The sequence below is a fragment of the Spirillospora sp. NPDC047418 genome (assembly GCF_040643275.1).
In the GTDB taxonomy this organism is placed as follows: domain Bacteria; phylum Actinomycetota; class Actinomycetes; order Streptosporangiales; family Streptosporangiaceae; genus Spirillospora.
Map to the genome: position 1 here is coordinate 61,377 of NZ_JBEYTW010000018.1, position 25,649 is coordinate 87,025.

At 72.5% G+C, this 25,649-nt stretch carries 26 protein-coding genes and 3 tRNA genes; 16 read left to right on the plus strand and 13 right to left on the minus strand.

The features are described 5' to 3' along the window. Nucleotides 1–39: 39 nt before the first annotated feature. The 8 genes from ABZ806_RS14335 to ABZ806_RS14370 all read right to left on the minus strand — a co-directional run bounded on the left by ABZ806_RS14335 (nt 40) and on the right by ABZ806_RS14370 (nt 6,342). On the minus strand, nt 40–2,340 hold the full coding sequence (locus ABZ806_RS14335; RefSeq protein WP_500217645.1) for a tetratricopeptide repeat protein: 2,301 nt from the start codon (nt 2,338–2,340) through the stop codon (nt 40–42). Beyond that, nucleotides 2,337–3,119, minus strand: a complete 783-nt coding sequence (locus ABZ806_RS14340) for a hypothetical protein (RefSeq protein ID WP_500217647.1) — start codon at nt 3,117–3,119, stop codon at nt 2,337–2,339. The genes ABZ806_RS14335 and ABZ806_RS14340 overlap by 4 nt, the downstream gene beginning before the upstream one ends. 80 nt (nt 3,120–3,199) lie before the next feature. After that, entirely contained in the window at nt 3,200–3,862 is a 663-nt protein-coding gene (locus tag ABZ806_RS14345) for a Crp/Fnr family transcriptional regulator (RefSeq protein WP_500217649.1), read from the minus strand. A gap of 252 nt (nt 3,863–4,114) precedes the next feature. Next, nucleotides 4,115–4,186 (minus strand) — tRNA-Val (locus ABZ806_RS14350). A 14-nt stretch (nt 4,187–4,200) separates the two neighbouring features. Then, nucleotides 4,201–4,271: transfer RNA gene (locus tag ABZ806_RS14355), tRNA-Cys, on the minus strand. 27 nt (nt 4,272–4,298) lie between these two features. Beyond that, a tRNA-Gly gene (locus ABZ806_RS14360) sits at nt 4,299–4,371 on the minus strand. 44 nt (nt 4,372–4,415) lie between these two features. Then, nucleotides 4,416–5,384, minus strand: coding sequence for a CHAP domain-containing protein (locus tag ABZ806_RS14365; protein ID WP_500217651.1), 969 nt, complete (start codon nt 5,382–5,384; stop codon nt 4,416–4,418). A gap of 154 nt (nt 5,385–5,538) precedes the next feature. Next, nucleotides 5,539–6,342, minus strand: a complete 804-nt coding sequence (locus tag ABZ806_RS14370; RefSeq protein WP_500217653.1) for a universal stress protein — start codon at nt 6,340–6,342, stop codon at nt 5,539–5,541. 89 nt (nt 6,343–6,431) lie between these two features. Between ABZ806_RS14370 and ABZ806_RS14375 the strand changes: the two genes are divergently transcribed. Further along, nucleotides 6,432–7,013, plus strand: a complete 582-nt coding sequence (locus ABZ806_RS14375; protein WP_500217655.1) for a YceI family protein — start codon at nt 6,432–6,434, stop codon at nt 7,011–7,013. A gap of 21 nt (nt 7,014–7,034) precedes the next feature. On the opposite strand, the gene ABZ806_RS14380 is transcribed toward ABZ806_RS14375, so the two are convergent. Next, on the minus strand, nt 7,035–7,796 hold the full coding sequence (locus tag ABZ806_RS14380; RefSeq protein WP_500217657.1) for a maleylpyruvate isomerase family mycothiol-dependent enzyme: 762 nt from the start codon (nt 7,794–7,796) through the stop codon (nt 7,035–7,037). A 75-nt stretch (nt 7,797–7,871) separates the two neighbouring features. Between ABZ806_RS14380 and ABZ806_RS14385 the strand changes: the two genes are divergently transcribed. The 7 genes from ABZ806_RS14385 to ABZ806_RS14415 all read left to right on the plus strand — a co-directional run bounded on the left by ABZ806_RS14385 (nt 7,872) and on the right by ABZ806_RS14415 (nt 13,563). Next, nucleotides 7,872–8,804, plus strand: a complete 933-nt coding sequence (locus tag ABZ806_RS14385) for a MerR family transcriptional regulator (RefSeq protein WP_500217659.1) — start codon at nt 7,872–7,874, stop codon at nt 8,802–8,804. 74 nt (nt 8,805–8,878) lie between these two features. Then, nucleotides 8,879–9,958 carry an LLM class flavin-dependent oxidoreductase gene (locus ABZ806_RS14390; RefSeq protein WP_500217661.1) on the plus strand — a complete coding sequence of 360 codons (1,080 nt, stop codon included), beginning with the start codon at nt 8,879–8,881 and terminating at the stop codon, nt 9,956–9,958. After that, on the plus strand, nt 9,955–10,548 hold the full coding sequence (locus tag ABZ806_RS14395) for an FMN reductase (protein ID WP_500217663.1): 594 nt from the start codon (nt 9,955–9,957) through the stop codon (nt 10,546–10,548). Before ABZ806_RS14390 ends, ABZ806_RS14395 begins: the two co-directional genes overlap by 4 nt. A gap of 50 nt (nt 10,549–10,598) precedes the next feature. Next, nucleotides 10,599–10,946, plus strand: a complete 348-nt coding sequence (locus ABZ806_RS14400) for an ArsR/SmtB family transcription factor (protein WP_500217665.1) — start codon at nt 10,599–10,601, stop codon at nt 10,944–10,946. Next, on the plus strand, nt 10,943–11,578 hold the full coding sequence (locus ABZ806_RS14405; RefSeq protein WP_500217667.1) for an SRPBCC family protein: 636 nt from the start codon (nt 10,943–10,945) through the stop codon (nt 11,576–11,578). Before ABZ806_RS14400 ends, ABZ806_RS14405 begins: the two co-directional genes overlap by 4 nt. A gap of 10 nt (nt 11,579–11,588) precedes the next feature. Further along, on the plus strand, nt 11,589–12,686 hold the full coding sequence (locus ABZ806_RS14410) for a hypothetical protein (RefSeq protein WP_500217669.1): 1,098 nt from the start codon (nt 11,589–11,591) through the stop codon (nt 12,684–12,686). A 454-nt stretch (nt 12,687–13,140) separates the two neighbouring features. After that, nucleotides 13,141–13,563 carry a hypothetical protein gene (locus ABZ806_RS14415; RefSeq protein WP_500217671.1) on the plus strand — a complete coding sequence of 141 codons (423 nt, stop codon included), beginning with the start codon at nt 13,141–13,143 and terminating at the stop codon, nt 13,561–13,563. Nucleotides 13,564–13,625: 62 nt separating this feature from the next. Here ABZ806_RS14415 and ABZ806_RS14420 read toward each other — a convergent pair whose 3' ends face one another. Then, entirely contained in the window at nt 13,626–13,997 is a 372-nt protein-coding gene (locus ABZ806_RS14420; RefSeq protein ID WP_500217672.1) for a hypothetical protein, read from the minus strand. Between the two features lie 138 nt (nt 13,998–14,135). Between ABZ806_RS14420 and ABZ806_RS14425 the strand changes: the two genes are divergently transcribed. Continuing rightward, on the plus strand, nt 14,136–14,924 hold the full coding sequence (locus ABZ806_RS14425; RefSeq protein WP_500217674.1) for a carbon-nitrogen hydrolase family protein: 789 nt from the start codon (nt 14,136–14,138) through the stop codon (nt 14,922–14,924). Between the two features lie 15 nt (nt 14,925–14,939). Here the strand turns inward: ABZ806_RS14425 and ABZ806_RS14430 are convergent, their stop codons facing one another. Further along, entirely contained in the window at nt 14,940–15,341 is a 402-nt protein-coding gene (locus ABZ806_RS14430; RefSeq protein WP_500217676.1) for a PPOX class F420-dependent oxidoreductase, read from the minus strand. A gap of 177 nt (nt 15,342–15,518) precedes the next feature. Between ABZ806_RS14430 and ABZ806_RS14435 the strand changes: the two genes are divergently transcribed. From ABZ806_RS14435 to ABZ806_RS14465, 7 genes are all read left to right on the plus strand, one after another. Next, nucleotides 15,519–17,231, plus strand: a complete 1,713-nt coding sequence (locus ABZ806_RS14435) for an MFS transporter (RefSeq protein WP_500217678.1) — start codon at nt 15,519–15,521, stop codon at nt 17,229–17,231. A gap of 117 nt (nt 17,232–17,348) precedes the next feature. After that, nucleotides 17,349–18,353: a LacI family DNA-binding transcriptional regulator gene (locus ABZ806_RS14440; RefSeq protein WP_500217680.1), complete on the plus strand. Its 1,005-nt coding sequence runs from the start codon at nt 17,349–17,351 to the stop codon at nt 18,351–18,353. A 50-nt stretch (nt 18,354–18,403) separates the two neighbouring features. Further along, entirely contained in the window at nt 18,404–19,624 is a 1,221-nt protein-coding gene (locus ABZ806_RS14445) for an extracellular solute-binding protein (RefSeq protein WP_500217682.1), read from the plus strand. After that, nucleotides 19,621–20,775, plus strand: a complete 1,155-nt coding sequence (locus ABZ806_RS14450) for an ABC transporter ATP-binding protein (RefSeq protein ID WP_500217684.1) — start codon at nt 19,621–19,623, stop codon at nt 20,773–20,775. Before ABZ806_RS14445 ends, ABZ806_RS14450 begins: the two co-directional genes overlap by 4 nt. Continuing rightward, nucleotides 20,765–21,691, plus strand: a complete 927-nt coding sequence (locus ABZ806_RS14455; protein ID WP_500217686.1) for an ABC transporter permease — start codon at nt 20,765–20,767, stop codon at nt 21,689–21,691. The genes ABZ806_RS14450 and ABZ806_RS14455 overlap by 11 nt, the downstream gene beginning before the upstream one ends. Continuing rightward, nucleotides 21,688–22,560, plus strand: a complete 873-nt coding sequence (locus ABZ806_RS14460) for an ABC transporter permease (protein ID WP_500217688.1) — start codon at nt 21,688–21,690, stop codon at nt 22,558–22,560. The genes ABZ806_RS14455 and ABZ806_RS14460 overlap by 4 nt, the downstream gene beginning before the upstream one ends. A gap of 70 nt (nt 22,561–22,630) precedes the next feature. Then, nucleotides 22,631–23,386, plus strand: coding sequence for an SDR family NAD(P)-dependent oxidoreductase (locus tag ABZ806_RS14465; protein WP_500217690.1), 756 nt, complete (start codon nt 22,631–22,633; stop codon nt 23,384–23,386). Here the strand turns inward: ABZ806_RS14465 and ABZ806_RS14470 are convergent. Both ABZ806_RS14470 and ABZ806_RS14475 read right to left on the minus strand, forming a co-directional pair. Further along, nucleotides 23,383–24,375: a hypothetical protein gene (locus tag ABZ806_RS14470; protein ID WP_500217692.1), complete on the minus strand. Its 993-nt coding sequence runs from the start codon at nt 24,373–24,375 to the stop codon at nt 23,383–23,385. The genes ABZ806_RS14465 and ABZ806_RS14470 overlap by 4 nt on opposite strands. Before the next feature lie 150 nt (nt 24,376–24,525). After that, complete coding sequence (locus ABZ806_RS14475; RefSeq protein ID WP_500217694.1) at nt 24,526–25,644, minus strand: DUF2637 domain-containing protein; 1,119 nt, start codon at nt 25,642–25,644, stop codon at nt 24,526–24,528. Nucleotides 25,645–25,649 lie beyond the last annotated feature (5 nt).

The window sequence follows — 25,649 nt, forward strand, 5'->3', positions numbered from 1 at the left end:
GCCTGATGTCGTGATGCGGTGGGGGATTCGCCGACCCGTTCAGCCACGGCCGGCCGGCCGGAACGTGGGTGAGGCCGGCCGCAGGCCGGCACCGAGGTCCCACGGCTCGGCCGTCGCGCCTCCCGGCTCGATGCCGTAGCCGGCGAGCCGTCCCGCCTCCTCGGGGTCGAGCACGGCGGCGAGCCGGGGGAGTGCTTCGCTCTGGCGGTTCTCCAGCGCGGCCCGCCAGCACCGCTCGACCTCCGGCAGCCGCCCGCCCGCGGTCAGCAGGCGGACGAGCTCGCACGTGGCCGTGTAGTCGCCGTGCCCGGACGCCTGCCGCCACCAGTCCTCGGCCTCGTCGGTGTCGCCGCTGCGCTCGCACCGGAACGCAAGCTGGGACATCGCGTAGGTGTCGCCGTCGGAGGCCGCCGTCTGCAGCAGCGCGTACGCCTCCTTCCCGCCGGCGCGCCGCGCGAGCGCCCGGAGCGCGACACGCGACCTCAGGTGGGCCGCCCGGCGCCACAGCTCCTCCGCCGCGGCGGCGCGTCCCTGCTCTTCGAGCACGTCGGCCAGCCGGCACATCGCCGGCAGGTAGCCCGCGGCGGCGGAGGGCCTCAGCCGCCTCTCGATCTCGTCGAGCTCCTCGGCCGCCCCGGCGAGATCGGGCAGCGCGGCGAACTGGTCCAGCCAGTGCGCGGCCTGGACGCGCCCGCTGGTCCGCAGCCTGCGCAGGAGACCGGGGATCTCCTTCTCCCGCCGGTCCTCGCGCAGCCAGTCGACCAGCACCTGGACGACATGGGGGTCGCCGTTCTCGGCCTGCTTCTCGACCAGTGCCCACGCCTCCTCGCGGCCCCTCCCGCCTCGGCCGCGCAGCCGGTGGGCGTAGTGGAAGACGGCGTAGCCGCTCCCCGACTCCGCGGCCCGCCGCCACAGTCGCTCCGCCGCGGGAGCCTCGCCCCGCTCCTCGAGCCGTTCGGCGAGGCGGGTCTGCGCGTACGCGTCGCCCCGCTCGGACGCGCGCCGCCACAGCCCCTCCGCCGCGCCGCCCCGTCCGGAGCGCTCGAACTGCCGGGCGATGACGGCGATCGCGGCGGGGTCGTCCGCCCCGGAGCCGGCGAGGCCGAACGTCCAGGCGACGCCGAACAGGCCGCGCCGCTCCGCTTCGCGCGCCAGCCGCGTCCGGGCGCGGCCGTCGGCGACCTCGGCGTCGAGCGCCTTCCAGAGTTCCAGCGGTGGACGCTCGGCCCGCCGCGTCCGGCCGCCCAGGTCCGCCGCGTAGTCGTGCAGGGCGTAGGAGTGCCCGGTCTTCCGCAGCGGCGACAGGCCGCCCGCGGAACTCCGCCGCCACAGTTTGATGACCTTCCGCAGTTGCCCGTGCCGCGCCGGCCTCCCGCCCCCGCCGTGCCGCACATGCGCCGGGAGGTAGCCGGCGGCGGCGGCCTTCAGGAACTCCGCGGACACGTCGCCGGTGAAGCCCAGCCGGCGGGCGTCCATCGCGGCGCAGATCACCGCCCGTGCCACGGGATCGGCGTCGCTGATCCGGCGGGCGAGCGGAATCCCGCCTGCCAGCACCTGGGTGACCTGGTGACCGGGCTCGGCGGTCTCGGTCGCGGTCTTCAGCCGCGGGTCGACCCGTCCGGCGTCCTTCGCCCTCCTGAACTCGTCGTCGGTGAACGCCTCCGGAACCTCGATGCGCGTGGCCTGGCCCAGCAGGCACCGGGCCCGTGCGAGGAGGTCGTCGGCGCCGTCCTCCCGTCCGGTATCGATCAGCGTGGACGTCTCCGCGGAGATTTCGCCGATGAGGACGACGTCCTCGACGTCCGCCGCGAGCACGTCCAGCAGCACCGCGCAGGCGCGCGGGTCGTACAGGCACGCGGCGAGTTCGCGCAGCCAGACGACCGTTCCGCGCCCCACGATGCCCTCGGTCCTCAGCGCGCCCACCTGGTCGACGGTGAACGGCGCCAGCCGCCGGTCGGGCAGGCAGCGCTGGACGGCCTCGACCGCGGAACGCGACTTGCCGGTGCAGGAGGCTCCGACGAGCACGACGAGGCACGGTGTCTCGTGGCGGGATTCCAGCACCCGGCGGAGTTCCCGGTCATGGGGGCGGGGGATGAAGTCCGGCGGCCGGTGCCCCCTGATGCCGCCGTGGCCGATCGCCGGGTGCACGCCGAGCTGAGCGGCGGTCCAGCCGGTGACCGCTCTGGCATCGAGCGGGAGCGGTACCGGGGCGAGTTCCATGCTGAGCTCACCGATGGCGATCTGGACGAGGTCACGGTCGGCGTTCGCACCGCTCGCGATGTTGCCGCGGTTGCGCCACACCCGGAGCTGGTCAGGTGCGCCGCCCGGCGAATCGATCATGAAGACCGCTGCTCCAGGTTCCCGCCGACCTCGTTGCCGAGAGCGATGTTGCCGCTGTTCTCCCGGATCACCGTGCCGCCCGCAGGCGGAGGAGGCGTTGCCCCGGAGGGCTTGGACCGTCCGGGGCTTGGGCCGTCCGCGGAGGACCATGACGGCTTCGGGACGTAGAGCCACGCATCCTCGGAGAACGTCTTGGCCGTCGCCGTTACTCGGCGGAGCCTGGAGGGCGCTAGCGCGGTGTGGCCGTCCTCGACGACATCGCGGTATACGCGTTCCGAGAAAAGCGCCGCGACCAGGGTGACGTCCGGGTCGGCTTCGGAGAGCGCGTCGCGCACGGGGCCGGAATCGAGAAGGCGATGCGCGTCGTTCATCGTCCTTCCCTTGCCGTCCGCGCGCGCCCCTCGCCCGTCGGCGGGCAGCGGGCCGACGTTCAGGCTCAGCCGCAGCCGCAGCCGCAGATCCCGGCTGACCGCCCGCAGGACCTCGTCCTGCTCCTCCAGTACTTCCTGCACCTTGTCGACGAGCGGATGGACCAGCCGGGGCAGGTGAGCGCTGTCGAGGACGACCACGTGACCGTCCCCGGTGTCCTGGTGCAGCCGGATGGCGTTCCACGCGCGCGCCAACCCCGCGCGGCGGAAGGACTCCCGGAGGACCTCCGGGATGCGGGCACTGAGTTCAGGCTGCAACCTGCTCGGTACCTGGGTGAAGAACCTCGCGTCCGTTCCGAGGACGGCGCAGTACGGCGGCAGGCCCGCCCCGTTGTGAACCGAATGTGGCATGTCCGGATTGTGAGGACGGGGCGGCCGCGCCGCCGTATAGAAATGGACGGCATCGGTGTGATGTGGCACACACCCAAGGGTCACCGGTGGCCGTCGGCGATCGATCTGAGGCGGTGCGGTTCGAGGATCTCGACCCGCCCCGGCGCCGTCGCCACCACCTTCTGATCGCGGAGCCTGCCCAGCTCGGCGGCCACCGCCGCCCGGGACAGCCCCGCCGCGGCCGCGATCTCCTCCTGCGTCAGCGGCAGGACGGCCGGCCCGCCGGCGCCGTTCGTGCCGGGCAGCAGCCACAGCAGGGCGCGCGCCAGGCGCCGCTCGGCCCGCAGATGCGCCAGCGCCGCCTGCCGTGCCTCGCCGTCGCGCATCCGGGCCAGCAGATGGCGGATCACGACCTCGGTGATGTCGAGATCATCGCACAGGCGGAGGAACGTGCCGTTCGTCAGCAATGTGGTGTCGCACGGTTGCAGCGCGGTGACCGTGGCGGAGCGCGGCCCCTTGTCGAAGGCGGTCACCTCGCCGAGCACTTCGCCGGGCCCCCGCAACGCGAGGAGCATCGTCCTGTCCCCGAGTTCGGTGCGTTCCACCTTGACCTGCCCGCGCCGCAGCAGCAGGACGAAGCCTCCGGGAGCGTCCTGCCTGATCAGTGCTTCGCCGCGGCGGAAGCGCCGTGCCGCGCCGTGGTCGAGCAGCCGTTCCCATGCGGTTGCCGGAAGCATCCCGCCCAGCCCACCGAGCTCGCTCATGAGTATTCCGCTCAGCGCCGACTCGCCCGTCGCATCGAGTGCATCGCGCTCGCGCCCCGATGTCCAGACCACGGAAGTGCGACTTGCCCGCGACCCGAGGAACACCGCGAAGCCAGAGATGCCCCACGCTCGGCCGGAAGGGGGCGTGGGGGCGGAGCCCCCACAGCGGGGGTCCGGGGGTCGCCCCCCGGGAAAACACTGCGGGCCCCGGCGAAGCCGCCCGAAGGACGGCGAGCACCAGAGCCCGACTCGTGGGCGATACTGGGATTGAACCAGTGGCCTCTACCGTGTCAAGGTAGCGCTCTCCCACTGAGCTAATCGCCCGTGCGTGTGCTGCGAGGTGGAGACGGGATTTGAACCCGTGTACACGGCTTTGCAGGCCGTTGCCTCGCCTCTCGGCCACTCCACCAGAGCGAGACCTGATGGGGCCTCTCAGAGCGGACGACGGGATTCGAACCCGCGACCCTCACCTTGGCAAGGTGATGCTCTACCAACTGAGCCACGTCCGCGTGTCGTGCCCGGGGGTCGCCCCCCTGGGCTCGCACGGACAACTCTAGCGGAATCCTGGAGTGCTCGCGTACTGCGCGGGCTCGGAGTCGGTGAGCTCGGCGTGGAGGGTGTTCCAGAAGTCGAGTTCCCTGTCCTCTTCGAGGTGGGCGATGCGGCCCCAGAACTCGCGGTCCTCGGCGGCGTGGGCGGCGGCGAGGGAGATGGCGGGCATGAGGGTGGTGCCGGCGTCGGCCGCGTCGAGGTCGGCGGGGGTGACGCCGGCGGGGAGGGCGGCGGGGGTGGACGGGCGGTGGTGCTTGCCGCGCTTGCGGACGCGGATGGGCGGCGAGGTGGGGGCCTTCGCGGCGGCGGCGCGGCCGGCGGCGAGGGCGACGGTGCCGCAGAGGATGAAGGCGAGGATGCCGCCGAGGACGACGTCCTGCGCGGGCAGCTGCTCGGCGGCGCCGTTGTGCTCGGCCTCGTGGGTGTGCGTGGACGTGACGGGGCCGCCGACCTTGTCGACGGTGGTGGCGGGGGCGGCGTGCTTGGGGGCGTACTTGGCCACGGCCTTGACCTTGGACGGGTAGCCGTAGCCGACGACGGTGCCGGTGTCGCGGGTCTTGCGCATGAGCTTGTAGCCCTCGGCGTTGCCCTCGATGGTGTGGAGGGTGTGCCCGTCGACCTTCTCGACGATGCCGACGTGGTCGATCTGGTCCATGTCGCCGGAGCCGTTCCAGTCGTAGAAGACGATGGCTCCGGGTTCGGGGTCGTGGCCCCAGGCGTCGTGCTTCTTGAACCACTTGGCGTGCTCGACGGTGGAGGCGAACTGCCCGGCCTGGTCGGTGACGTCGGCCTTGTCGGCGGCCCAGGCGAGGAACATGTCGCACCAGGGCGCGGTGGAGAAGTACGCGTCGTGGTCGCCGTCGACGTTCTTGCGGTACCACTCGCCGAACTTGGTGTAGCCGTCGCCCTTCTCGGTGTAGCCGAGTTCGGTCTTGGCGATGTCGAGCAGCTTGCCGCCGATCGGGTCCATCTCGCTCCCTGCGCCTCGCTCGTCCGGGCAGGGTGCGCCGGACCGGGGGACGAACGTGCTCCGTTCCAATGGTCACGTTCCGATCTCGACGGAATGTAGTCCAGGTAAACGGTGGGCGGCAAGCCGTTCCGGGTAAACGGTCAAAACGGACTACTCAGTAGTAGCCACGCGGGAGGACGGTGACCGGGCACGGCGCCGCCCGCAGCACCTTGAGGGCGACCTCGCCCAGGAAGACGCGGTGGGCGGCGGCGTCCTCGCTGGACGCGCAGACGAGGAGTTCGCCCTCGGGCCAGTCCACGTCGTCCAGGGCGTCGGCGACGTCGTCGCCCTCGGCGAGTTCCGCGGACACCTCCTCGGGGAGCAGGTCGGCGGAGTCCAGGGCGAGCCGGATGGCGAGCGCGAGGTCGTCGCGGAGCGGGTCGGCGGCCACGTCCCCGACCGCCAGCGTGACCAGCCGCAGCGGGACCTCCAGGCGCTCGGCGGCCTGCGCGGCGCGGATGACGGCCTCGTCGCACTGGGGCCGCCGGACGTACATGACGGTGATCCGGCCGAGCTCGTCCGGCGGGCCGTACCCGGACGGGGTGAGCATCACGGCCTCGGTCGCCGAGTGCAGCAGGTGGTCGGCGGCCGCGCCGACGCCGATACGGCCCCGCGCGCCGCCCTCGGGGGAGCCGACGACGATCAGGTCGGCGCCGATCCGGCTGGCGAGCACGGTGAGCCCGCGCCCGACGCTGCGCCCCTCCTGGGCGAGCAGGTCGGCGGGCTGCTCGTCCAGGAGGTCGGCGAGCTGGTCCAGCGCGGTCCGGGCCTCGCCGGCGGCGGCCGGCAGGTCCGGCGGGTGGACGGTCGCCACGCTCAGCCGGCCGCCGGTCAGCGCGACGATGGCGCGCGCGAGGTCGAGCGCCTCCCGGCCGCCGGCGTCCGGGACGTATCCGGCGAGGACGTGTTCACCGATCATGCCCCCGAGCATTCCCCCACAGTGGCCCCTCAGACCAGTTGGGATTTCGGGTAGTTTTTCCTGGTTGTCACTTATTTGGGGGGATTGTCATGGGTGTCGAGGTGTCCGACCTCGGAGCCGGCCGCTGGACCATCGACCCGGTCCACTCCGAGATCACGTTCACGATCCGGCACCTGATGACCACGGTGCGCGGGTCGTTCCCGGACTTCGGCGGCGAGGTCGTGATCGGCGCGGACCCGCTCGACTCCACCGCGCGGGCGGAGATCAGGATGGGCTCGATCGACACCCGCAGCGCCGAGCGGGACGAGCACGTCCGCTCCGCCGACTTCCTGGACGTGCAGCGGCATCCGGTCATGGTCTTCACCGGCGCCGGCGTCGAGCCCGCCACCGTCGGCCGCCGGGCCCGCACCCCCCGCTACCACCTCGCCGGCGACCTGACGATCAAGGACGTGACCCGTCCGGTCCGGTTGCTCACCGAGTTCCACGGCGTCGGCCCGGACCCGTGGGGCGGGACCCGGGCCGGCTTCACCGCGACCGCCGCGATCAGCCGCCGCGACTTCGGCATCGAGTTCAACGTCCCGCTGCAGGGCGACCGGGTCATGCTCGGCGACGAGATCACCATCGGGCTGGAGATCCAGGCCGTCCTCGCCCCCGCCGACGCCCCCGCCTGACCGGGCGCGGCCGCGTACCGGCTAGACCGCCGTGCGGGCGAGCCAGTGATCCAGCAGGGACGCGTCGCCCGTCACCGTCAACTCGCGGGCGCCGGCGGGGGCGAGGCGCCTGGCGAACACCAGCAGCAGGTCCCGGACGGGCCCGCCGGCGGTCATGTCCGCGTCCCGGGCGCCGTGCTCCCAGACCGGCCCCTCGGGCGTGCGGGTGATCAGCCAGCCCGGCAGGGACGGCTCGGCCGGACGCAGGCACAGCGTCTCGCCGTTCCCGCGCAGTTCGGCCAGCTCGGGCTTGTGCTCCGCCGCCGTCACGGCCGTGAGCAGCCCGAGGAACTCGGTGATCGCGTCCTCGGCGAGGTCGGGCGCCACCGTGAACGGCGTCCCTGCGGTGAGCGCCGCGTCGGCGTGGTGGACGACGCTCTCGTTCGCCATCCGGCGCACCCACATGACGGTCGGCCACGTCCCGAGAAGAGGGTGCTCGACCGACCCGTCCGGTTCCGCGTCGAACGCTTCGATCAGCTCCTCCGCGCCGGTGCCGAGCCAGCCGGGCCAGTCGGCGGGGGAGTCCGGCGGCGTGCGGGGCAGCTCGTTCAGCACGTCGGTGCCGCCGGTCCGCACCAGATGGGTCGCCCACCGGTACGCCTGGCCGACGTGTCCGACCAGGTCCCGCAGCGTCCAGTCCGGGCAGGCCGGGACCCGCGCCGCCGGGTCGGCTCCCGAGGCCGCCCCGGCGAGCCCGCGGGCGTGCTCGCGCAGGCCCTCCTTCATCCGTCCGGCGTCCAGCACGGTCGTCTCCCTCCTGTGGATCCGCTGTCGTGCCCGTAAGGTAGGACTTCCAGTCGGCTGGAGGTTCAACCAGGTGTGACGGACGACACTCCCCCCGGCGGCGCCCCGCTCGGGATCGGCGACCTGGCCGCGCTGACCGGCGTGCCGGTGCGCACGATCCGCTTCTACTGCGACGAGGGCGTCCTCGAGCCGGGACGCAGCGCGGGCGGCCACCGGCGGTTCGACCGCTCGGCGGTGGACCGGCTCCGCCTCGTCCGGCGGCTGCGCGCCCTCGGGCTCGGCCTGCCCGCCGCCGCGGCCGTCCTCACCGGGGAGCGCTCGCTGGCGGAGGCCGTCGCCGCCGAACGCCGCGCCGCCGACGCCGAGCTGGCCGCCCTCACCTGGCGCCGCGCCTCGCTGCGCGCGGTCGAGGACGCCGGACCGGCCGACCGCGCCGCCCGCCTCGACCTGCTCGCCGCCGTGCAGGACGGCCCGGCCGCGCGGGACGTCCTGCTGGAGTTCTGGCGCCGCCGCGTCCTCGTCCCGCTGCCGGACGCGGCGATGCGGGCGTTCCTGGAGCTGAGCGTCCCCGAACCGCCGGCCGATCCGGCGCCGGAGCAGGTCGTCGCCTACGCCGGGATGGTCGCGGTGGCGGGCGACCGGCCGCTCCTGCGCGAGCTGCGCGCCCTCGGCCGGGTGAACGCCGAGCGGGTGCGGGACGAGCCGGCGCTGATCGCCGGGCTCGGCGAGGCCGGGGCGCTGGCCGCGCCGCTGGTGATCGCGGGCCGCGAGCCGGGCCCCGGGCCCGCCCTGGACCGCTTCGTCGCGGCGCACGCGGAGGGCCGGGGCGAACGCGACACCCCGCGCTTCCGGCGCGCCCTGCTGCCCGCCGTCGCCATGGAGCAGGACCCGCGCCTGCGCCGCTACTGGACGCTGTCCGGGGAGGTCACCGGGGAGCCCGCGCCCGCCGGGACGCTCAACACCTGGCTGGTCGACGCGCTCGAACGGGCCGTCGGGGACGCCGCCTGACGCGTCCGGAATACGATCTCGCGCCGCGTGGTTCCGGTAGAATGATTGAACGTTCTACTATTTCGGAGGCCGCCATGCAGTTCGGGATCTTCTCGGTCGGCGACGTCACCCCCGACCCCACCACCGGCCGCGTCCCCACCGAGGCCGAGCGGATCAAGGCGATGGTGGCGATCGCGCTCAGGGCCGAGGAGGCCGGGCTGGACGTCTTCGCGACCGGCGAGCACCACAACCCGCCGTTCGTGCCGTCCTCGCCGACGACGATGCTCGGCTACATCGCGGCCCGGACCGAGCGGCTCATCCTGTCCACCGCGACCACGCTGATCACCACCAACGACCCGGTGAAGATCGCCGAGGACTTCGCGATGCTGCAGCACCTGGCCGACGGCCGGGTGGACCTGATGATGGGGCGCGGCAACACCGGCCCCGTCTACCCGTGGTTCGGCAAGGACATCCGCGACGGCATCCCGCTCGCCATCGAGAACTACCACCTCCTGCACCGGCTCTGGCGCGAGGACGCCGTCGACTGGGAGGGCAAGTACCGCACCCCGCTGCAGTCGTTCACCTCGACGCCGCGCCCGCTGGACGGCGTCCCGCCGTTCGTGTGGCACGGCTCGATCCGCAGCCCGGAGATCGCCGAGCAGGCCGCCTACTACGGCGACGGGTTCTTCGCCAACCACATCTTCTGGCCCAAGGAGCACTTCCAGCGCCTCATCGCCCTGTACCGGCAGCGCTTCGAGCACTACGGGCACGGCTCCGCCGACCAGGCGATCGTCGGGCTCGGCGGGCAGGTGTTCGTGCGGAAGAACTCCCAGGACGCCGTCCGAGAGTTCCGCCCGTACTTCGACAGCGCCCCCGTCTACGGGCACGGCCCGTCGCTGGAGGAGTTCACCGCCGAGACGCCGCTCACGGTCGGCAGCCCGCAGCAGGTCATCGAGAAGACCCTCTCGTTCCGCGACCACTTCGGCGACTACCAGCGGCAGCTGTTCCTGATGGACCACGCGGGGCTGCCGCTGAAGACCGTCCTGGAGCAGATCGACATGCTCGGCGAGGAGGTCGTCCCGGTGCTGCGCAAGGAGTTCGAGGCGCTGCGCCCCGCGCACGTCCCCGCCACCGCCCCGACCCACGCGTCCGGCCTCGTCGAGGAGGTCCGATGAACACTCTCGCCGTCGTCTCGGCCGGTCTCGGGCAGCCGTCGTCCACCCGGCTGCTCGCCGACCGGCTCGCCGCGGCCGCGTCCGAGGCCCTTGGGGCGGACGCCGCCGTCGAGACGATCGAGCTGCGCGACCACGCGCACGCCATGGTCGACGCGACGCTGACCGGCTTCCCGTCCGGGCCGTTCCGCGCCGCCGTCGAGACCGTGACGAACGCCGACGGCCTCATCGCCGTGACGCCCGTCTTCAACGCGTCCTACACCGGCCTGTTCAAGACGTTCTTCGACGTCCTCGACCGGGACTCGCTCGACGGCAAGCCCGTCCTGCTGGGCGCGACCGGCGGCACCGCCCGCCACTCGCTGGCGATCGACTACGCGATGCGGCCGCTGTTCGCGTACCTGCGCACGACGGTCGCCCCGACCGCCGTCTACGCCGCGTCCGAGGACTGGGGGAGCGGCGAGAGCGCCCTCCCCGACCGCATCGCCCGCGCCGGCGCCGAACTCGCCGCGCTCATGGAGGCCCGTCCCGCCCCGGTGAAGGACGACCCGTACGACGACCCCGTCCCCTTCGAGCAGCTCCTCGCCGGACGCTGAACGCCTCCTAAGGCTTGGCTTATATAAGCCGAGCCTGTATCTTGGGGTCCGTGCACGCGTTCGATGTCCTCGGCGACCCGGTGCGGCGCCGGATCCTGGAGCTGCTCGCCGACGGCGAGCGGTCGTCCGGCGAGGTGACGGCGGTCGTCCGGGAGGAGTTCGGGATCTCGCAGCCCGCGGTGTCGCAGCATCTGAAGGTGCTCCGCGACAGCGGGTTCGCGGTGGTGCGGGCGGAGGGGACCCGGCGGCTCTACGCCGTCGACGCCGCGCCCCTGCAGGAGGTCGACGCCTGGCTCGACCGCTTCCGCCGGTTCTGGACGCCGCATCTCGACGCCCTGGCGACCGAGATCGCCCGGGGCAGGCGCGCACGCCGCCACGACCCAGGGAGCGAGACATGATCGAAGCCACGGGGCAGATCAACGCGGTACGCCGCAAGGTCGGCGAGCGGGTGCTGGAGGCAGGCACCGCGCGGACGTCGACGATCAGCCAGGTCTACGACACCGGCGTCGAGGACCTGTGGGACGCCGTCACCAACCCCGAGCGGATCCCGCGCTGGTTCCTGCCGGTCTCCGGCGACCTCCGGCTCGGCGGCCGCTACCAGCTCGAGGGCAACGCCGGCGGGACGATCGAGACCTGCGACCCGCCCAAGAGCTACTCCGCGACCTGGGAGTACGGCGGGCAGACGTCCTGGATCGAGGTCCGGCTGACCCCCGAGCCGGACGGCCGGGCGCGCTTCGAACTGGAGCACATCGCCCACGTCGACGACGCCATGTGGGACCAGTTCGGCCCCGGCGCCGTCGGCATCGGCTGGGACATGGGCCTGCTCGGCCTCGCCCTGCACCTCGCGACCGGCGAGAGCGCCCCGGACGAGGTCGGCCCCGACTGGTCCACGACCGGCGAGGGCAAGGAGTTCAGCAGGCAGAGCGGCGAGGCGTGGTTCGCCGCCCACGTCGCCTCCGGCGCCGACGAGGCCACCGCCCGCGCCTCCGCGGACCGCACCATCGCCGCCTACACCGGAGAGATGGAATGATCTCCGAACTGTGACGCTGCTCGATGGCCTGGACGAGATCGACTGGACGGCACTCCGGCACGCCTACGGCCAGGCCGGCGACGTGCCCGATCTGCTGCGCGGCATCGTCGAGGGCCCCGACCCGGCCGGCGCGCTCGACGACCTCGACGGCAAGATCTACCACCAGGGCGGGATCGTCTTCTCCGCCGCCCGCGCCGCACTTCCCTACCTGGTCGCGCTGGCGGGCGACCCCGCCGTGCCGGTGCGGCCCGGCCTGCTGGAGCTGATCGGCCGCCTCGTCGACGAGGCGAACATCGTGTCCCCGTCCTGGGTGGACGACGGCTGGCCGGACGCCTGGGCCGCGGCCCTGCCCCGCGTCCTGGCACTGCTGGACGATCCGGACGTTTCGGTGCGGCGGGAGCTGACGAGCACGCTGTCCGACGCACGCGCCGACGCCGACACCGTCGTCCCCGCGCTGCGGGCGCGATGGGACGTCGAGGACGACGGCGCGGTGCGGCTCGGGCTCATCATCGCGACCGGTGAACTCGCCGGAGGCTGCACCGCCGGGGTCCTGCCCGAGGCGCTTCTCTGGCTGCGCGACCTCCGCCGCCACGGTGACGCCCAGATCGGGATGGCCGCCGAGATGGCGCTCGCGAAGGCCGTCCGCGCGCAGCGCCCCGACCTCGGGGCGCTCGTGGCGGCCGTGCGCGGTGACATCAGCGTTTGGCGGGACACGCCATGGGTCGAGGACATGCCCGCGGACCTGCGGGAGTTCTACGGCGGCCGGGCCGCTCGCCTGCTCGGCTGGCTCGGCCACCGCCTGCAGGACGACACCGCCGCCTGCACGGAACTGGCCGCCGCGTTCCTCGGCGACGGTGACGGCGATCGGCGGATCGGAGCCGTGAAAATCGCCGCGGACGTCCTGAGCGCGGCGCGTTCACCGGTCATGCGGCTCCTGCCCGGCCTCGTCCAGTGCTCCACCGATGAGTCGCCTGCGGTCCGCGCCCACGCGACCCACCTGCTCGCCGCCCTCGACGAGGGAGACACCGACCTGCTCGCCGCCCGCCTGGACGACGACGCGCGCCTGTCCCGGCACGGTGACGGCCAGATCGCCGACCTCGCCGCCTGAGGCCTGGCCCGCCGGAACGACCCCCGCTGCCTTCCGCGCCTTCTCGACCGCCTCGCCGGCAACCCGCGCTTCGGGGGAGACGGGTTCGGGCCGTCCGGCCCCTTCACGACCATGCCGCCGCCGCTGCGCACCCTGCTGGCCCCGCTGAGCGAGCACGCCGAGGCCCTGCTGCCCGCGATCCGCGCCCGCCTCGCCGAACCGGACATCGCGCGCGGCCTCGCGGAGGCGCTGGCGGAGTGGGGCGCGGCGGCCGCGCCCGCCGTCCCGGAACTCGTCCTTCGGGACCGACGCGACGGTCGAGGCCGCCCGCGCGCTCGCCGCCCTCGGCCCCGCCGCAGCCGACGCGGCACCGGTCCTGGCCGCGCCGCTCGCCTCGGAGAACCCGTGGGTCGCGCGGCAGGCGAGGACCGTCCTTCCGTGGGCCCTGTGGAAGGTCACCGGCGACCCCGCCGGGTTGCTCGCTGTGCTGGGCGAGGGGGTCGATCCGAGCCCCCTCGCTCAACTGCGCTGCGTCGCTGACCTCGGGCCGCTCGCCGCCGCCCGCGCCGACCGCCTGCGGATGCTCCTCGACGTGAGAGCCGACTGGACGAGGGTGGAGGCGGCGAACGCGTACCGGCGGGTCACCGGGAACGCCGAGGCCGCCGAACTCGTACTGGCGACGCATGTGCATGAATTGGCGGCAGGCAGATATCTCCCGGTGCGCTGGGCGGCCATGCGGTATCTCGCTGAGATCCGCCCGGTCGCCTCGGACGTGCGGCGGGCCGCGCGGACGATCCTCTCGTCCGACCGGCGCCACCACTACGGCACCGGCTGGCGTGCTTTCACCGATGACCGCGAACTGCGCGACCTGGCGTCCCGCCTCCTTGACGAGGCATAGAACGCCCCCTCGCAATCGGCCTGTACGGACCGGCGGTGGGCGACGAGGGCAGACGGGTGAACTCACTTGGCCTTGACCGCGCGGGAGGGGAGTGCGCCCCTCTTCCGTCCGTCCAGCCAGACGACCTCCACACTCCGCGAGCGACCGAACGACCGGCGTGCCTGGTCGGCGGACGAGCACCGCCCGAGGATGCGACTTCCCGAGTCGCCGCAGACGATGACGTGCCCTTCGCGGACTTCGAGCCCCCATCCGAGGATGCCGCCATCGTCGGCCTCGGCGTCGGTCCAGCAGAGGGCGAAGAGGCGTGGCGCGTGCTCGGCGGCCAGTTCGGCCACCTCGGCGCGGAGAGCTTCAAGTGCGGAGATGCTGGCGCCGCGCGGTGTCCGGCCAGGGCGGGACCAGCCGTCCCGCAGCCGCCGGCAGTGGCCACCCACACCCAGACGGGACCTACCGCGTCACCGGCGGCACGCTCGGCCGCACCCTCCATCATTACGGGACAGCTTTTAGCGAATCCAAGATCAGCCCGTGCGGTGACCCCGGAACCGCGATATTCGAAGGGGAGTGCGCGAGCCGTGGAGATTTCGGTCACCGCTGCGCAGGTCGCTGTCACCTGGGATGTCGAGCAGAATCTGGCGAGTATTGCGCGCGTCCTGGACGACGCTCGGCCGGGTGAGGTCGTCGTGTTTCCCGAGGGGGCCTTGTCCGGTTATGGCGCCGACCTTGCGCCGCTGGAGAATCTTGATCCGAGCCTTCTCGCCTGTGCGCTCGAGGACGTTGCGAAACTCGCGCGTGAGCGTGCCGTTCATGTGTTCTGCGGCTCGCTGATTCACGAGGACGGCGCCTGGTGGAACGCCGCCCTCTACTTCGCGCCGTCCGGCCGCCGATGGACGTACAAGAAGATCAACCTGGCGATGAACGAGCGCGGTCTGCTGGCGGCAGGGGACGATCTCCCCACACTGGAGGTGCGTGTGGGCGATGTGCCGGTCACGGTCGGCGTCCAGATCTGCCGGGAGATCCGGTTTCCGGAGCAGTGGCAGTGCCTTGCCGATGTGGGGGCGCAGGTGTTCGTCTATCTCACGCACGCCGCCAACCCGGGGGAGCCTCCGGGAGTCTGGCGGAGCCACCTGATCAGCCGGGCCGCCGAGAACCAGCGGTGGGTGATCGCCGCCAACGTCGCCGCCCCTCATCGGCAATGCCCGAGCATGGTGGTCTCGCCGCGCGGGGAGGTCGTCGCGGAACTGGCGGGTGACGAGGTCGCCGTCGCGAGGGCGGCCATCGTTCCGGACGACGCGGGAAGCTGGTACCTCCGGCAGCGGCGGCGGGACGTTGTCGCACTTCAGCGCCGGGCGCCCGGCGACTGAGCCGCTCGCCTGGGGTCAGAGGTTGCCCAGGGCTCGGGTGGCGGTGATTTCGATGACCACTCGGGTCGGGTTGGGGCGCGGGGGCTTGTAGCGGGCCGTGTAGCGGTGCTCGGCATCGGCCACGGAGGCCGCGTCCGTTTTCAGGACGGCCCGGCCCTCGATGGTGGCCCAGCGGCGGCCGTCGACCTGCGTCACGGCGACCGGGAGGCCATCCTCGCCCGCGTGGCGGACGTGGCGGGCCTTCGCCGAACTGGACGAGGTGATCACGCGGACCGTGCCCGAGTCCAGGGTGGCGCCCACCGGGACGGCGTGCGGGGTGCCGTCCGGGCGGACGGTGACCAGGGTGCAGATATGGCGTTCGCGGAAGAACGCGATCAGGCGTTCGTCGTCGAGGGCCAGCCGGTGTTTGCCGTTCATCGGTCGGATCCTAGACGGCCGCCGGTTTCCGGGCTGCGGGCGGTGGCGTCCAGGCCGGCAGGGGGAGGGCGTACGGGCCCGGAGGTGACCGATACGGACCCTTTTTCGGGCTGGCGCCGAACGCCGGGTTTATGCTTAGTTAGCGCAGGAAACTATCTGACGGGGGGTGGGGTCGGCGTGCCGTCCAAGCATTATCCGTGGGTCGCGCTGAGCAACACGACGCTCGGCATGCTGCTGGCCACGGTCAACTCCTCGATCGTGATCATTTCGCTGCCGGCGATCTTCCGGGGCATCCACCTGAATCCGCTGGAACCGGGCAATGTCAGTTACCTGCTGTGGATCCTGATGGGCTACATGCTCGTCTCCGCGGTGCTGGTGGTCACGCTCGGCCGGCTCGGGGACATGTTCGGACGCGTCCGGATGTACAACGCCGGATTCGCCGTGTTCACGGTCGGGACGCTCCTGCTGGCGCTCGATCCGCTGCACGAGAGCGCCGGGGCGCTCTGGCTCATCGGCTGGCGGGTGTTCCAGGGGATCGGCGGCGCCATGCTGATGGCGAATTCCGCCGCGATCCTCACCGATGCCTTCCCGGCGGACCGGCGGGGCATGGCGATGGGCGTCAACCAGGTCGCGGGCATCGCCGGGACGTTCATCGGCCTCGTCGCGGGCGGGCTGCTCAGCGAGATCAACTGGCGGCTGGTGTTCTTCGCGTCCGCGCCGATCGGCGTCGTCGGGACGATCTGGGCCTACCGCAGCCTCGTCGAGACCGCGAAACGGGCGGTCGCCGCGAAGATCGACTGGCTGGGCAACGCGACGTTCGCGGTCGGGCTGACCGCGCTGCTCGCCGCGATCACCTACGGCATCCAGCCCTACGGCGGGCACGACATGGGCTGGACGAACCCGTGGGTGCTCGGCGGGATCATCGGCGGCATCGCGGTGCTCGCGTTGTTCTGCTGGATCGAGACGAAGGTGGAGCAGCCGATGTTCCACCTCTCGCTGTTCCGCATCCGGGCGTTCACGGCCGGGAACGCGGCCGGGCTGCTCGCCGCGATCTCCCGCGGCGGCATGCAGTTCATGCTGATCATCTGGCTGCAGGGCATCTGGCTGCCGCTGCACGGCTACGACTACGCGGACACGCCGCTGTGGGCGGGCATCTACCTGCTGCCGCTCACCGCCGGGTTCCTGGTCGCCGGGCCGCTGTCGGGGCACCTGTCGGACCGGCACGGCGCCCGCGCGTTCGCCTCGGGCGGGCTGGTGCTGTCGGCGCTGGCGTTCGGCGGGCTGCTGGTGATCCCGACCGACTTCGGGTACACCACGTTCGCGCTGCTGATCTTCCTGAACGGGGTCGGGTCCGGGCTGTTCGCCGCGCCGAACACCACCGCGATCATGAACTCGGTGCCGGCGGACAAGCGCGGCGTCGCGTCCGGCATGCGCGCCACGTTCGCCAACGCCGGCATGGTGCTGTCGATCGGCGTGTTCTTCTCGCTGATGATCGCGGGCCTGTCCGACACGCTGCCGAAGACGCTCACGCAGGGGCTGACGCAGCACGGCGTCCCGGCCGGGCCGGCGACGCAGGTCGGCGAGCTGCCGCCGGTCGGCACGCTGTTCGCCGCGTTCCTCGGCTACAACCCGATCCAGAACCTGCTCGCGCCGTTCCATGTGCTGGGCGGTCTCGCGCCGGACGACGTGCGGACCCTCACCGGGCGCTCGTACTTCCCGCACCTGATCTCCGAGCCGTTCCACCACGGCCTGGTCATCGTGTTCAGCCTGGCCATCGCGATGTCGCTGGTCGCGGCGCTGGTGTCGCTGCTGCGCGGACGCCGGTACGTGCACGACGACGACGCCCGCGACGAGCCCGCGCTGCAGCGGGCCGGACGGGACGCCGCCTAGACCCCCGGGAGGGGAGACCCCCGGCCGCGACGCCCCAGATCACGGGGACGTTGCGGTCGGGGGCTTTTTCGCGCCCGCTGTTGACACTGTTCCGCAAACGTTTTCATAATCGTCGCCATGAGCGCAGACGGAACCCGGGCCTCGATCCGGGCGGTGGCGAGCCTGGCGGGGGTGTCCCCCTCGACGGTCTCGCGCGCGCTGAACTCCCCGGAGCTCGTGAACGCCGAAACCCGGCAGCGCGTGCTCGACTGCGCCGAGCGGCTCGGCTACCAGCCGAACCGCGCGGCCCAGTCGCTGGTCCTCGGGCGGACCCGCAATGTCGGGCTGATCGTCCCCGACATCGCCAACCCGTTCTTCGCCCCGTTCATCAAGGGTGTCGAGGCCTACTTCCGGGACACCGAGTTCGCGGTGTTCCTGGCCGACACCGACGAGGACACGGCGACGGAGGTCAGGCTGGCCGAGGCCATGGTCGAGCGGGTGGACGGGCTCATCCTGTGCGCCCCCCGAATGTCGGGGACGCGGCTGAGCGCCGTCGCCGCCAAGACCAGCGTGGTCCTCGCCTACCGGACCAGCCGGGCGGCCCCCTCGGTCCTGCTGGACTTCCAGCCCGGCCTGGACCAGGCGGTCGCGCACGTCCACGCACTCGGCCACCGCAGGTGCGCGTACCTGTCCGGCCCCGCCAACTCGTGGTCGAACCGGCAGCGCCGCAAGTTCCTCGGCGCGGCCTGCGCGGAACGCGGCATCGACCTGGTGGACCTCGGCCCGTACGAGCCGAGGTTCACCGGCGGGTACCGCGCCGCCGACGAGGTGGTCGCGGCGGGCGTCACCGCGGCGTTCGCCTACAACGACCTCGTCGGGCTCGGTGTGCTGTCGCGGCTCACCGAGCGCGGTGTGAAAGTGCCCGGCGACCTCGGCATCGTCGGGTTCGACGACATCCCGATGGCGTCGATGACCAATCCGCCCCTGACCACGGTGGCGATGCCCGTGAACGCGCTGTCGCGGGCGGCCGCCGCCACCATGCACGCGAGGCTCGACCCGGGGGTGCCCAAGGCGCCCCCTCTGCCGCCGGCCGCCGAGCTGGCGACCCGACTCCTCATCCGAGGCACCACCGGGCCCGTGTGAGCCCGGCCTTACCACGCGGGACCGCGCGTCCCGCCGGGAGGACCCACCCCATGCGAACTCCTCGATCAGCCCTCCTCACCCTCGCGACCACCGCCGGACTGCTGCTGACCGCCTGCGGCGCGCCCGGCTCGGACGGCGGCGGCGCGGCCGAGCCGTCCGCCGCGGACGTCAAGCTGCCGTCCAAGCCGGTGACCCTCAACGTCATCGACGTCGCCGGGAACCTGCAGCTGACCCAGCAGATCTTCGAGAACTACAAGAAGGAGCACCCGAAGCTCGTCAGCAAGATCACCTACACCAAGGCGACCTCGCCCGAGCTGGCCGGCAAGGTCAAGGCCCAGCAGGACGCCGGCCAGCTCGACATCGACCTCGTGCTGACCGGCACCGACGGCCTGTCCGCCGGCCTGGAGCAGAACCTCTGGGTGGACCTGGTCGGGAAGTACGCGGCCAAGCTGCCCGACCTGAAGTCGCAGTACCTGGAGCCCGCGTCCAAGATGCAGGACCTCGCGGAGGGCAAGGGCGTCGTCGTGACGTACTACCCGTCCGGGCCGCTGCTGGAGTACAACCCGAAGAAGGTCTCGAACCCGCCGAAGACGGCCGAAGAGCTGCTCGCCTGGGCGAAGGCCCACCCGAACAAGCTCGAGTACGCGCGCCCGTCCAACTCCGGCCCCGGGCGCACGTGGCTCATGGGCCTGCCCTACATCCTCAAGGACTCCGACCCCAAGGACCCGACGAACGGCTGGTCCAAGACCTGGCAGTACCTCAAGGAACTCGACAAGTACGTCGAGTACTACCCGACCGGCACCACGCAGACGATGAAGGAGCTGGGCGAGGGCACCCGCGACATCGTCCTCAGCACCACCGGCTGGGACATCAACCCCCGCGTCCTCGGCCAGGTGCCGAAGGACGTCAAGATCCAGGCGCTCGACGGCTTCACCTGGGTCACCGACGCGCACTACATGGTCGTCCCCAAGGGCGTCTCCGGGGAGAAGCTCGCCGTCCTGCTCGACATGATGAAGTACGCGCTCCAGCCGAAGCAGCAGGCGATCACCTACGACAAGGGCTACTTCTACCCCGGACCCGCCGTGAAGGGCGTGACCCTGGACATGGCGCCGGCCGAGAGCCGGCAGGCCATCAAGGAGTACGGACGCCCCGAGTACGACAAGCTCATCGCCGACAACCCCAAGGCCCCGCCGCTGGACGCCAAGGCCCTCGTCACCGCGTTCGACCGCTGGGACCGCGAGATCGGCGGCCAGAAGGTCAAGAAGTCGTGACGGTGGAGACCGCGGTGGAGAAGGAGACGCGGGCCGGGTTCGCGGAGCTGCGGCTGGACGGTGTGACGCGGCGGTTCGGGAAGGCGACCGCGCTCAGCGGGTTCGATCTGCGGATCCGCGGCGGCGAGTTCATCGCGCTGCTCGGGCCGTCCGGGTGCGGCAAGTCGACCGCGCTGAACTGCCTGGCCGGGCTGCTGCCGCTGTCGGACGGCGCGATCTGGCTGGACGACGAGCGCATCGACACGCTGCCGCCGGAGAAGCGCGGGTTCGGGATGGTGTTCCAGAACTACGCCCTGTTCCCGCACCTGTCGGTCCGCAAGAACGTCGCGTTCGGGCTGTCGGTCCGGCGCACCGCCAAGAGCGAGATCGCCGCCCGGGTGGACGAGGCGCTGCGCACGGTCGAGCTGACCGAGCACGCCGACAAGCTGCCCGGCCAGCTGTCCGGTGGCCAGCAGCAGCGCGTCGCGATCGCCCGCGCGATCGTGCTGCGGCCGAAGCTCGTCCTGATGGACGAGCCGCTGTCGAACCTGGACGCCAAGCTGCGGGTGCAGATGCGCACGGAGATCCGCCGCATCCACCAGACCCTCGGCCTGACGACCGTGTACGTCACGCACGACCAGGAGGAGGCGCTCGCGCTCGCCGACCGGGTCGTGGTGCTGCGGTCCGGGCAGGTCGAGCAGATCGGGACGCCCGAGGAGGTCTACACCTACCCGGCCAGCACCTACATCGCCGGGTTCATGGGCTACCGGAACCTGCTGGAGCTGCCCGTCCTGTCGGCCGGCGACGGCACCGTGACGCTCGGGGAGAAGGACGGCCTCACCCTCACCGGCGTCGGGCAGGACCCGGTCGGCGGCGGCGGGGGCCGGGCGGTCGCCGCCGTCCGGCCCGAGGACTTCCGGATCGCCGCGGACGCGGGCGCGGACAACCGCGTGACCGTCCGCGTCGAGGTGTCGGAGTTCCACGGGCGGGAGGTCGCCGCCGAGGGCGTCACCGACGACGGCCGCGTCGTCCACTTCAAGTCCCCCGAGCGGATCGCGCCGGGGGAGCGGGTGACGCTGACCGTCCAGCCGGAGCGCGTGCTCGTGTTCGGCGAGAGCGTGCGCGCCGCCGCCGAGGCGGCGGGCGGGACGGGGGCGCCGGATGGCGGTTGACGCTCCCCCGCGCCCGCCGGCCCCGGCGACCGCGCGCGGCGGACTGCGGCACCGGCTCGCCGAACGCGGCGTCGACCGGGTCCTGCTCCTGCTGCTGCCCGCCGTGCTCATCATCGGGCTGCTGTTCCTCTACCCGATGATGTACGGGGTGGGGCTGTCGCTGCAGCCGAAGAACGGCGGCGGGCCGTTCGGCAACTACGCCGACTTCTTCCAGGACTCCTACCAGCGCAGCACCGTGTGGAAGACGCTGAAGCTCGCGCTGCCGGCCGCGCTGATCAACGTCGGCGCCTCGGTGCCGATCGCCTACAAGCTGCGCGGCCGGTTCCGGGGGCGGCGGGTGCTGACGGCGCTGCTGGTCCTGCCGGTGACGCTCGGCACGGTCCTGGTCGCCGACGGCCTGCTGCGCTACCTCGGCCCGAAGGGCTGGTTCAACCGGATCCTGCTCGACCTGCACCTCGTGGACGAGCCCGTCCGGCTGATCTACAACTACTGGGGCGTGCTGTTCTCGCTGCTCATCACCGGGTTCCCGTTCGCGTTCCTGCTGGTGCTGTCCTACATGTCGGGGATCGACCCGACGCTGGAGCGGGCCGCGGCCACGCTCGGCGCCGGGCCCTGGCAGCGGATGCGGCGGATCGTCCTGCCGCTGCTGGCGCCCGGCCTCGCCACCACGTTCGTGCTGGCGTTCGTGCTGGCCTTCTCGGTGTTCCCGTCCGCGAACCTCGTCGGCGAACCCGCCGGGGAGACGCGGGTGATGGCGATCGCGGCGTACCAGGCGGCGTTCGAGAAGTACGACTACTCGATGGCCTCGACCATCGCCGTGCTGATGGGCGTGTTCGAACTGCTCGTCATCTCGGTGACGCTGCTGCTGCGCGGCCGCCTCTACAGCGGGCCCGCGACGGGAGGTAAGGGATCATGACCACCGCCGTCTCGCGCCCCGCCGGGCTGCCGAAGCGCGGCCTGCCGAGGGGCCGGCTGAGCGCCTGGCTCGTCTGGGCCTGCGTCGCGTTCTTCCTGGTGAACCTGTTCGGGCTGATCCTGTCCGTGATCGTCAACTCGTTCGGGACCAAGTGGTTCGCGGGCTGGCTGCCGCAGGGCTTCACCGGCTCGTGGTACTCCGACGCCTGGTCGGAGTTCGCGCTCGGCGAGGTCCTCACGGTCACGCTGGAGATCACCCTCATCGTGGTCGCGATGGCGCTGCTGATCGGCGTCCCCGCCGGGTACGCGCTGGCGCGGCGCGACTTCCCCGGCAAGCGCGCCGTGATGTTCCTGCTGCTGCTCCCGGTGCTGCTGCCGCCGATCACCTACGGGATCCCGCTCGCGACCGTCCTGTACAAGGTGCACCTGGCGGGGACGATGACGGGTGTCGTCGCGGCGAACCTCGTCCCGGCGCTGCCGTTCGTCATCCTCGTGATGACGCCGTTCGTCGAGCAGATCGACACCAACGTGGAGTCGGCGGCGCGGATGTGCGGCGCCCGCACCCGCCAGGTGTTCACCCGGGTGCTGGTGCCGCTGCTGCTGCCCGGCATCCTCGCCGCCGGAATCCTGGTGCTGGTCCGCACCGTCGCCATGTTCGAACTGACGTTCCTGGTGGCGGACGCCGACAGCCAGACCCTGATCGTCGCGCTGTACAGCGCCGCGTTCACCCCGGGCATCCGCGCGGCCCAGGCCATCGACGCGATGGCCGTGATCTACATGGCACTGTCGGCGGTGCTGCTGATCATCGCGCTGATGTTCGTCAACCCGACACAGATCGTCGCCCAGGTGAGGGAGGCTCCCGCCGAATGAGACCAGTGATCGCACATCGAGTGTTCGTGAGCACGTCTTTCGTCAGCACGTCTTTCGTGAGCACGGCCAAATGAGCGCAGTCACGTTCGACTGCACGGGGGAGCGGGTGCTGGTGACCGGCGCCGCGGGGCTGATCGGCCGCGCGCTCGTGCACCGCTTCGCGGACGCGGGCGCCGACGTGCTCGCCGTGGACGTCGACACCGACGGGCTCAAGGTCTTCGACGCCGTCCCGCGGGTCGCGACGATGGCCGGCGACCTGGCCCTGGAGGAGGTGGCCGACGCCGTCTTCGCCAGGCTCGCCAAGGACGGCGGCCTCGACGTCCTCGTCAACAACGCCGCGATGACGGAGGTCCGCACCCCGCTCATCGACATCAGCGCCGGCCTGTGGGACGCGGTCATGGCCGCCAACCTGCGCTCGGCGTACCTGCTGTCGGTGCGCGCCGCCCGCCTGTGGCGGGCCGCCGGCCGGGGCGGCGCGATCGTCAGCCTGTCGTCGCCGGGCGGCTCCCGCGCCCACGAGGACCAGAGCGCCTACGACGTCACCAAGGCGGGCATCGAGGCGCTCAGCCGGGCGATCGCCGTGGAGCTCGGCGGCCTCGGCATCCGCGCGAACTGCATCGCCCCCGCCAGCGTCGTCGGGGAGATCCGGCCCGCCACCGACATCCCGGCGGGACGCACCACCGCGCCGGAGGAGGTCGCGGACGCGGCGCTGTACCTGGCGTCCCCGGCGGCGGCGCAGCTCAACGGGCACGTCCTGCACCTGGACGGCGGGCTGCACGCCCGCCTGCGCACCGACCCGGCGCAGGAGCAGCAGCGCGAACCCTAGCCCGGGGCCGGGGCCGGGCATGGCCCCGCCGACGCCGGCGGTTCCCCGGACACCGCCGGCGCCGGCGCGTGCCCGGGGCCGCGCGCGGGCAGCCCGGGGCCGGTGCGGCGCGTGTTGTGCGCCTTCATGACGGCCTGGAGGTCCGGGAGGCCGCCGCCGCCGTCGGCGTCCGACAGGGCCGGGCACGCCCACGCGTCCTGCCGCCCCCACGAGTAGCTGATGTCGAACGCGGGCCGCGGGACGAGCCGGTCCCACCGCCGCAGCATGGAGCGGAGCTGCTCCTCGTCCGGCAGCCGCCAGTTCCGCTCCCCGTCGGTGCAGGACTGCCCGAACGTCTGGAGCACCGGGACGATCATGCGGCGGGGGAACCCGGCATCGGCGGCCTGCCCGACCATGGTGTCGATCGCGCCGAGATCGCAGGTCTTCGCGTCCGTCCGGCACGGGTACGGGTCGAGGCCGATGAGGTCGAGGTGGGTCTCGGACGGCTTGAGCGGCCGCATCGGCCAGTCGGTCAGCGACGCGAACGCCTTCTGGCCGGGCGCGTACCGGTGGACGATGTCGGCGCGCTGCCGGATCTTGCCGGCGATGCCGGGGCATTCGTCCGGGTTCGGCTCGTCCGACAGGTACCACCCGTAGACCCGGTCGTTCCCCGCGAACCGCCGCACCGTGCGGGCGAACGCGGACGTGCTCTCCTGCTGGAAGCCGCCGCAGGTGGTGTTGCCGACCCACAGCAGCGCCCGGCCGCCCGCGGGCAGCGACGCGATGCCGTCCTCGTCCGGGTCGACGTCGAACAGGGTGTAGCCGAGCGCGGCCGCCTCGGCCCGGTCGCCGGCCGGCATGTTCAGCGCGAGATGCAGCGTGCCGCCCGCGAGGGCGGCCGCGGGACGGGCGGCGGCGTCCCCCGGCGACGGGGCGACCAGGTATCCGGTGACGGCTCCGCCGAGCGCGGCGGCCGCCGCCACGGCGGCGAGATGCGTCCTCGTCTTCATCGGCACTCCCGGCGTCGCTGGTGTGCCCAGCGTCGCACGGACGCAGCGTGATCACACCGATACGGCGCAGAACGATATCGGGGCCGTGGCGGACGACGCGGAACGGCCGCCCGCAACGGTGCGGGCGGCCGTTCCGTAAACCGATCGGGGTCAGACGCGCCAGGACTGGACGAGCGCGTCCAGCGTGGCCTGGTCGTAGGCGATCCCCTGCGAGGTCAGCTCCTGGGCGACCAGGTCGCCGTCGCCGTGGTGCTTGGCGAGCAGCCGGTACACCGCGTACGGGAACCAGTGGTTGTCGCTGATCCGCTGGATCTCCGCCTCGTCGCAGACGTGGCCCTCGGCCCTGGCCTCGGCGAGCGTCCCGGCGACGTCGCCGTGCCGCCGTTCGAGGATGTCGATGACGAGGCTGCGCAGGTTCTCGGGGGGCGGCCCGGTCACCGGCGCCCGGGTCGTCGCGCCGTAGGTGCCGTGCCCGTTCATGCTCCCGGCCGCGGCGGCGGCGCTGACGACGGCCAGCTCCGGCTGCGGCTCGGGCTCCGGCGCCGGGGGCTCGGCGGCCGGTGCGGGGGCCGGTGCCGGTGCCGGGGGCGCGGCGGCCTGGGCGGGCGCGGTCCTCGGCGCGGTGTCGGTCTTGGTGCCGGCCTCGCCCGCCGGCTGCGCCGCCGACGTCCCGGGCTCGAGCGCCTTGCCGGAGTGGCCGGGGACCTGGATCTGCGGGAACGGCCCGGTGTTGCGGAACGGCATCAGCGTGATCTGGTTCAGCGTGACGGGGCCGGCGATGGCGCGCGGCTGCGGCTCCGGCGGGGCCTCCTCCTCTTCCGCGTTCTGCGACACGTAGCGGTGCAGGGTCCGCAGCAGGACGAACAGGCCGAGCATCGACACGATCGGCGGGACGGCGGCGGTCGCCTGGTAGGAGAAGGTCTTGTGGCCGACGTGGCCGACGTTGAAGATGAGGCTCGCCGTCCAGCCGGCGAGGGCGATGGTGAGCGGCAGGCAGAAGTCGAGCCAGCTCATGAGGGCGCGGCGCTTTATCACGAAGGCGTCGATGGCCAGCAGGAAGAGCCCGAGCTCCCCGACGATGATGAACAGGTCGACCAGCAGGGGGAACGATTCGGCCTTCCAGCCCCGCAGGCCGTGTTCCAGGGCCCAGTGGTAGAGACCGGCATAGGATTGGGCGAAGCCGCCGGCGGTGGCGGTCAGGACCGCGGCCGCCATGAAGGCGATGGCCCCCCACCGTGTGATGACCTGTGCCCGGTTGGCAGCGCTCATGCGGC

Bases quoted from the DNA above. Each gene is read 5' to 3' on its own strand.
- ABZ806_RS14465 (WP_500217690.1), top strand. From the start codon at position 22,631: ATGAGCGCAGTCACGTTCGACTGCACGGGGGAGCGGGTGCTGGTGACC.
- ABZ806_RS14365 (WP_500217651.1), bottom strand. From the start codon at position 5,384: ATGGACCCGATCGGCGGCAAGCTGCTCGACATCGCCAAGACCGAACTC.
- ABZ806_RS14405 (WP_500217667.1), top strand. From the start codon at position 10,943: ATGATCGAAGCCACGGGGCAGATCAACGCGGTACGCCGCAAGGTCGGC.
- ABZ806_RS14445 (WP_500217682.1), top strand. From the start codon at position 18,404: ATGCGAACTCCTCGATCAGCCCTCCTCACCCTCGCGACCACCGCCGGA.
- ABZ806_RS14335 (WP_500217645.1), bottom strand. From the start codon at position 2,340: ATGATCGATTCGCCGGGCGGCGCACCTGACCAGCTCCGGGTGTGGCGC.
- ABZ806_RS14395 (WP_500217663.1), top strand. From the start codon at position 9,955: ATGAACACTCTCGCCGTCGTCTCGGCCGGTCTCGGGCAGCCGTCGTCC.
- ABZ806_RS14370 (WP_500217653.1), bottom strand. From the start codon at position 6,342: ATGATCGGTGAACACGTCCTCGCCGGATACGTCCCGGACGCCGGCGGC.
- ABZ806_RS14440 (WP_500217680.1), top strand. From the start codon at position 17,349: ATGAGCGCAGACGGAACCCGGGCCTCGATCCGGGCGGTGGCGAGCCTG.
- ABZ806_RS14375 (WP_500217655.1), top strand. From the start codon at position 6,432: ATGGGTGTCGAGGTGTCCGACCTCGGAGCCGGCCGCTGGACCATCGAC.
- ABZ806_RS14390 (WP_500217661.1), top strand. From the start codon at position 8,879: ATGCAGTTCGGGATCTTCTCGGTCGGCGACGTCACCCCCGACCCCACC.
- ABZ806_RS14340 (WP_500217647.1), bottom strand. From the start codon at position 3,119: ATGCCACATTCGGTTCACAACGGGGCGGGCCTGCCGCCGTACTGCGCC.
- ABZ806_RS14475 (WP_500217694.1), bottom strand. From the start codon at position 25,644: ATGAGCGCTGCCAACCGGGCACAGGTCATCACACGGTGGGGGGCCATC.
- ABZ806_RS14345 (WP_500217649.1), bottom strand. From the start codon at position 3,862: ATGAGCGAGCTCGGTGGGCTGGGCGGGATGCTTCCGGCAACCGCATGG.
- ABZ806_RS14430 (WP_500217676.1), bottom strand. From the start codon at position 15,341: ATGAACGGCAAACACCGGCTGGCCCTCGACGACGAACGCCTGATCGCG.
- ABZ806_RS14470 (WP_500217692.1), bottom strand. From the start codon at position 24,375: ATGAAGACGAGGACGCATCTCGCCGCCGTGGCGGCGGCCGCCGCGCTC.
- ABZ806_RS14460 (WP_500217688.1), top strand. From the start codon at position 21,688: ATGACCACCGCCGTCTCGCGCCCCGCCGGGCTGCCGAAGCGCGGCCTG.
- ABZ806_RS14455 (WP_500217686.1), top strand. From the start codon at position 20,765: ATGGCGGTTGACGCTCCCCCGCGCCCGCCGGCCCCGGCGACCGCGCGC.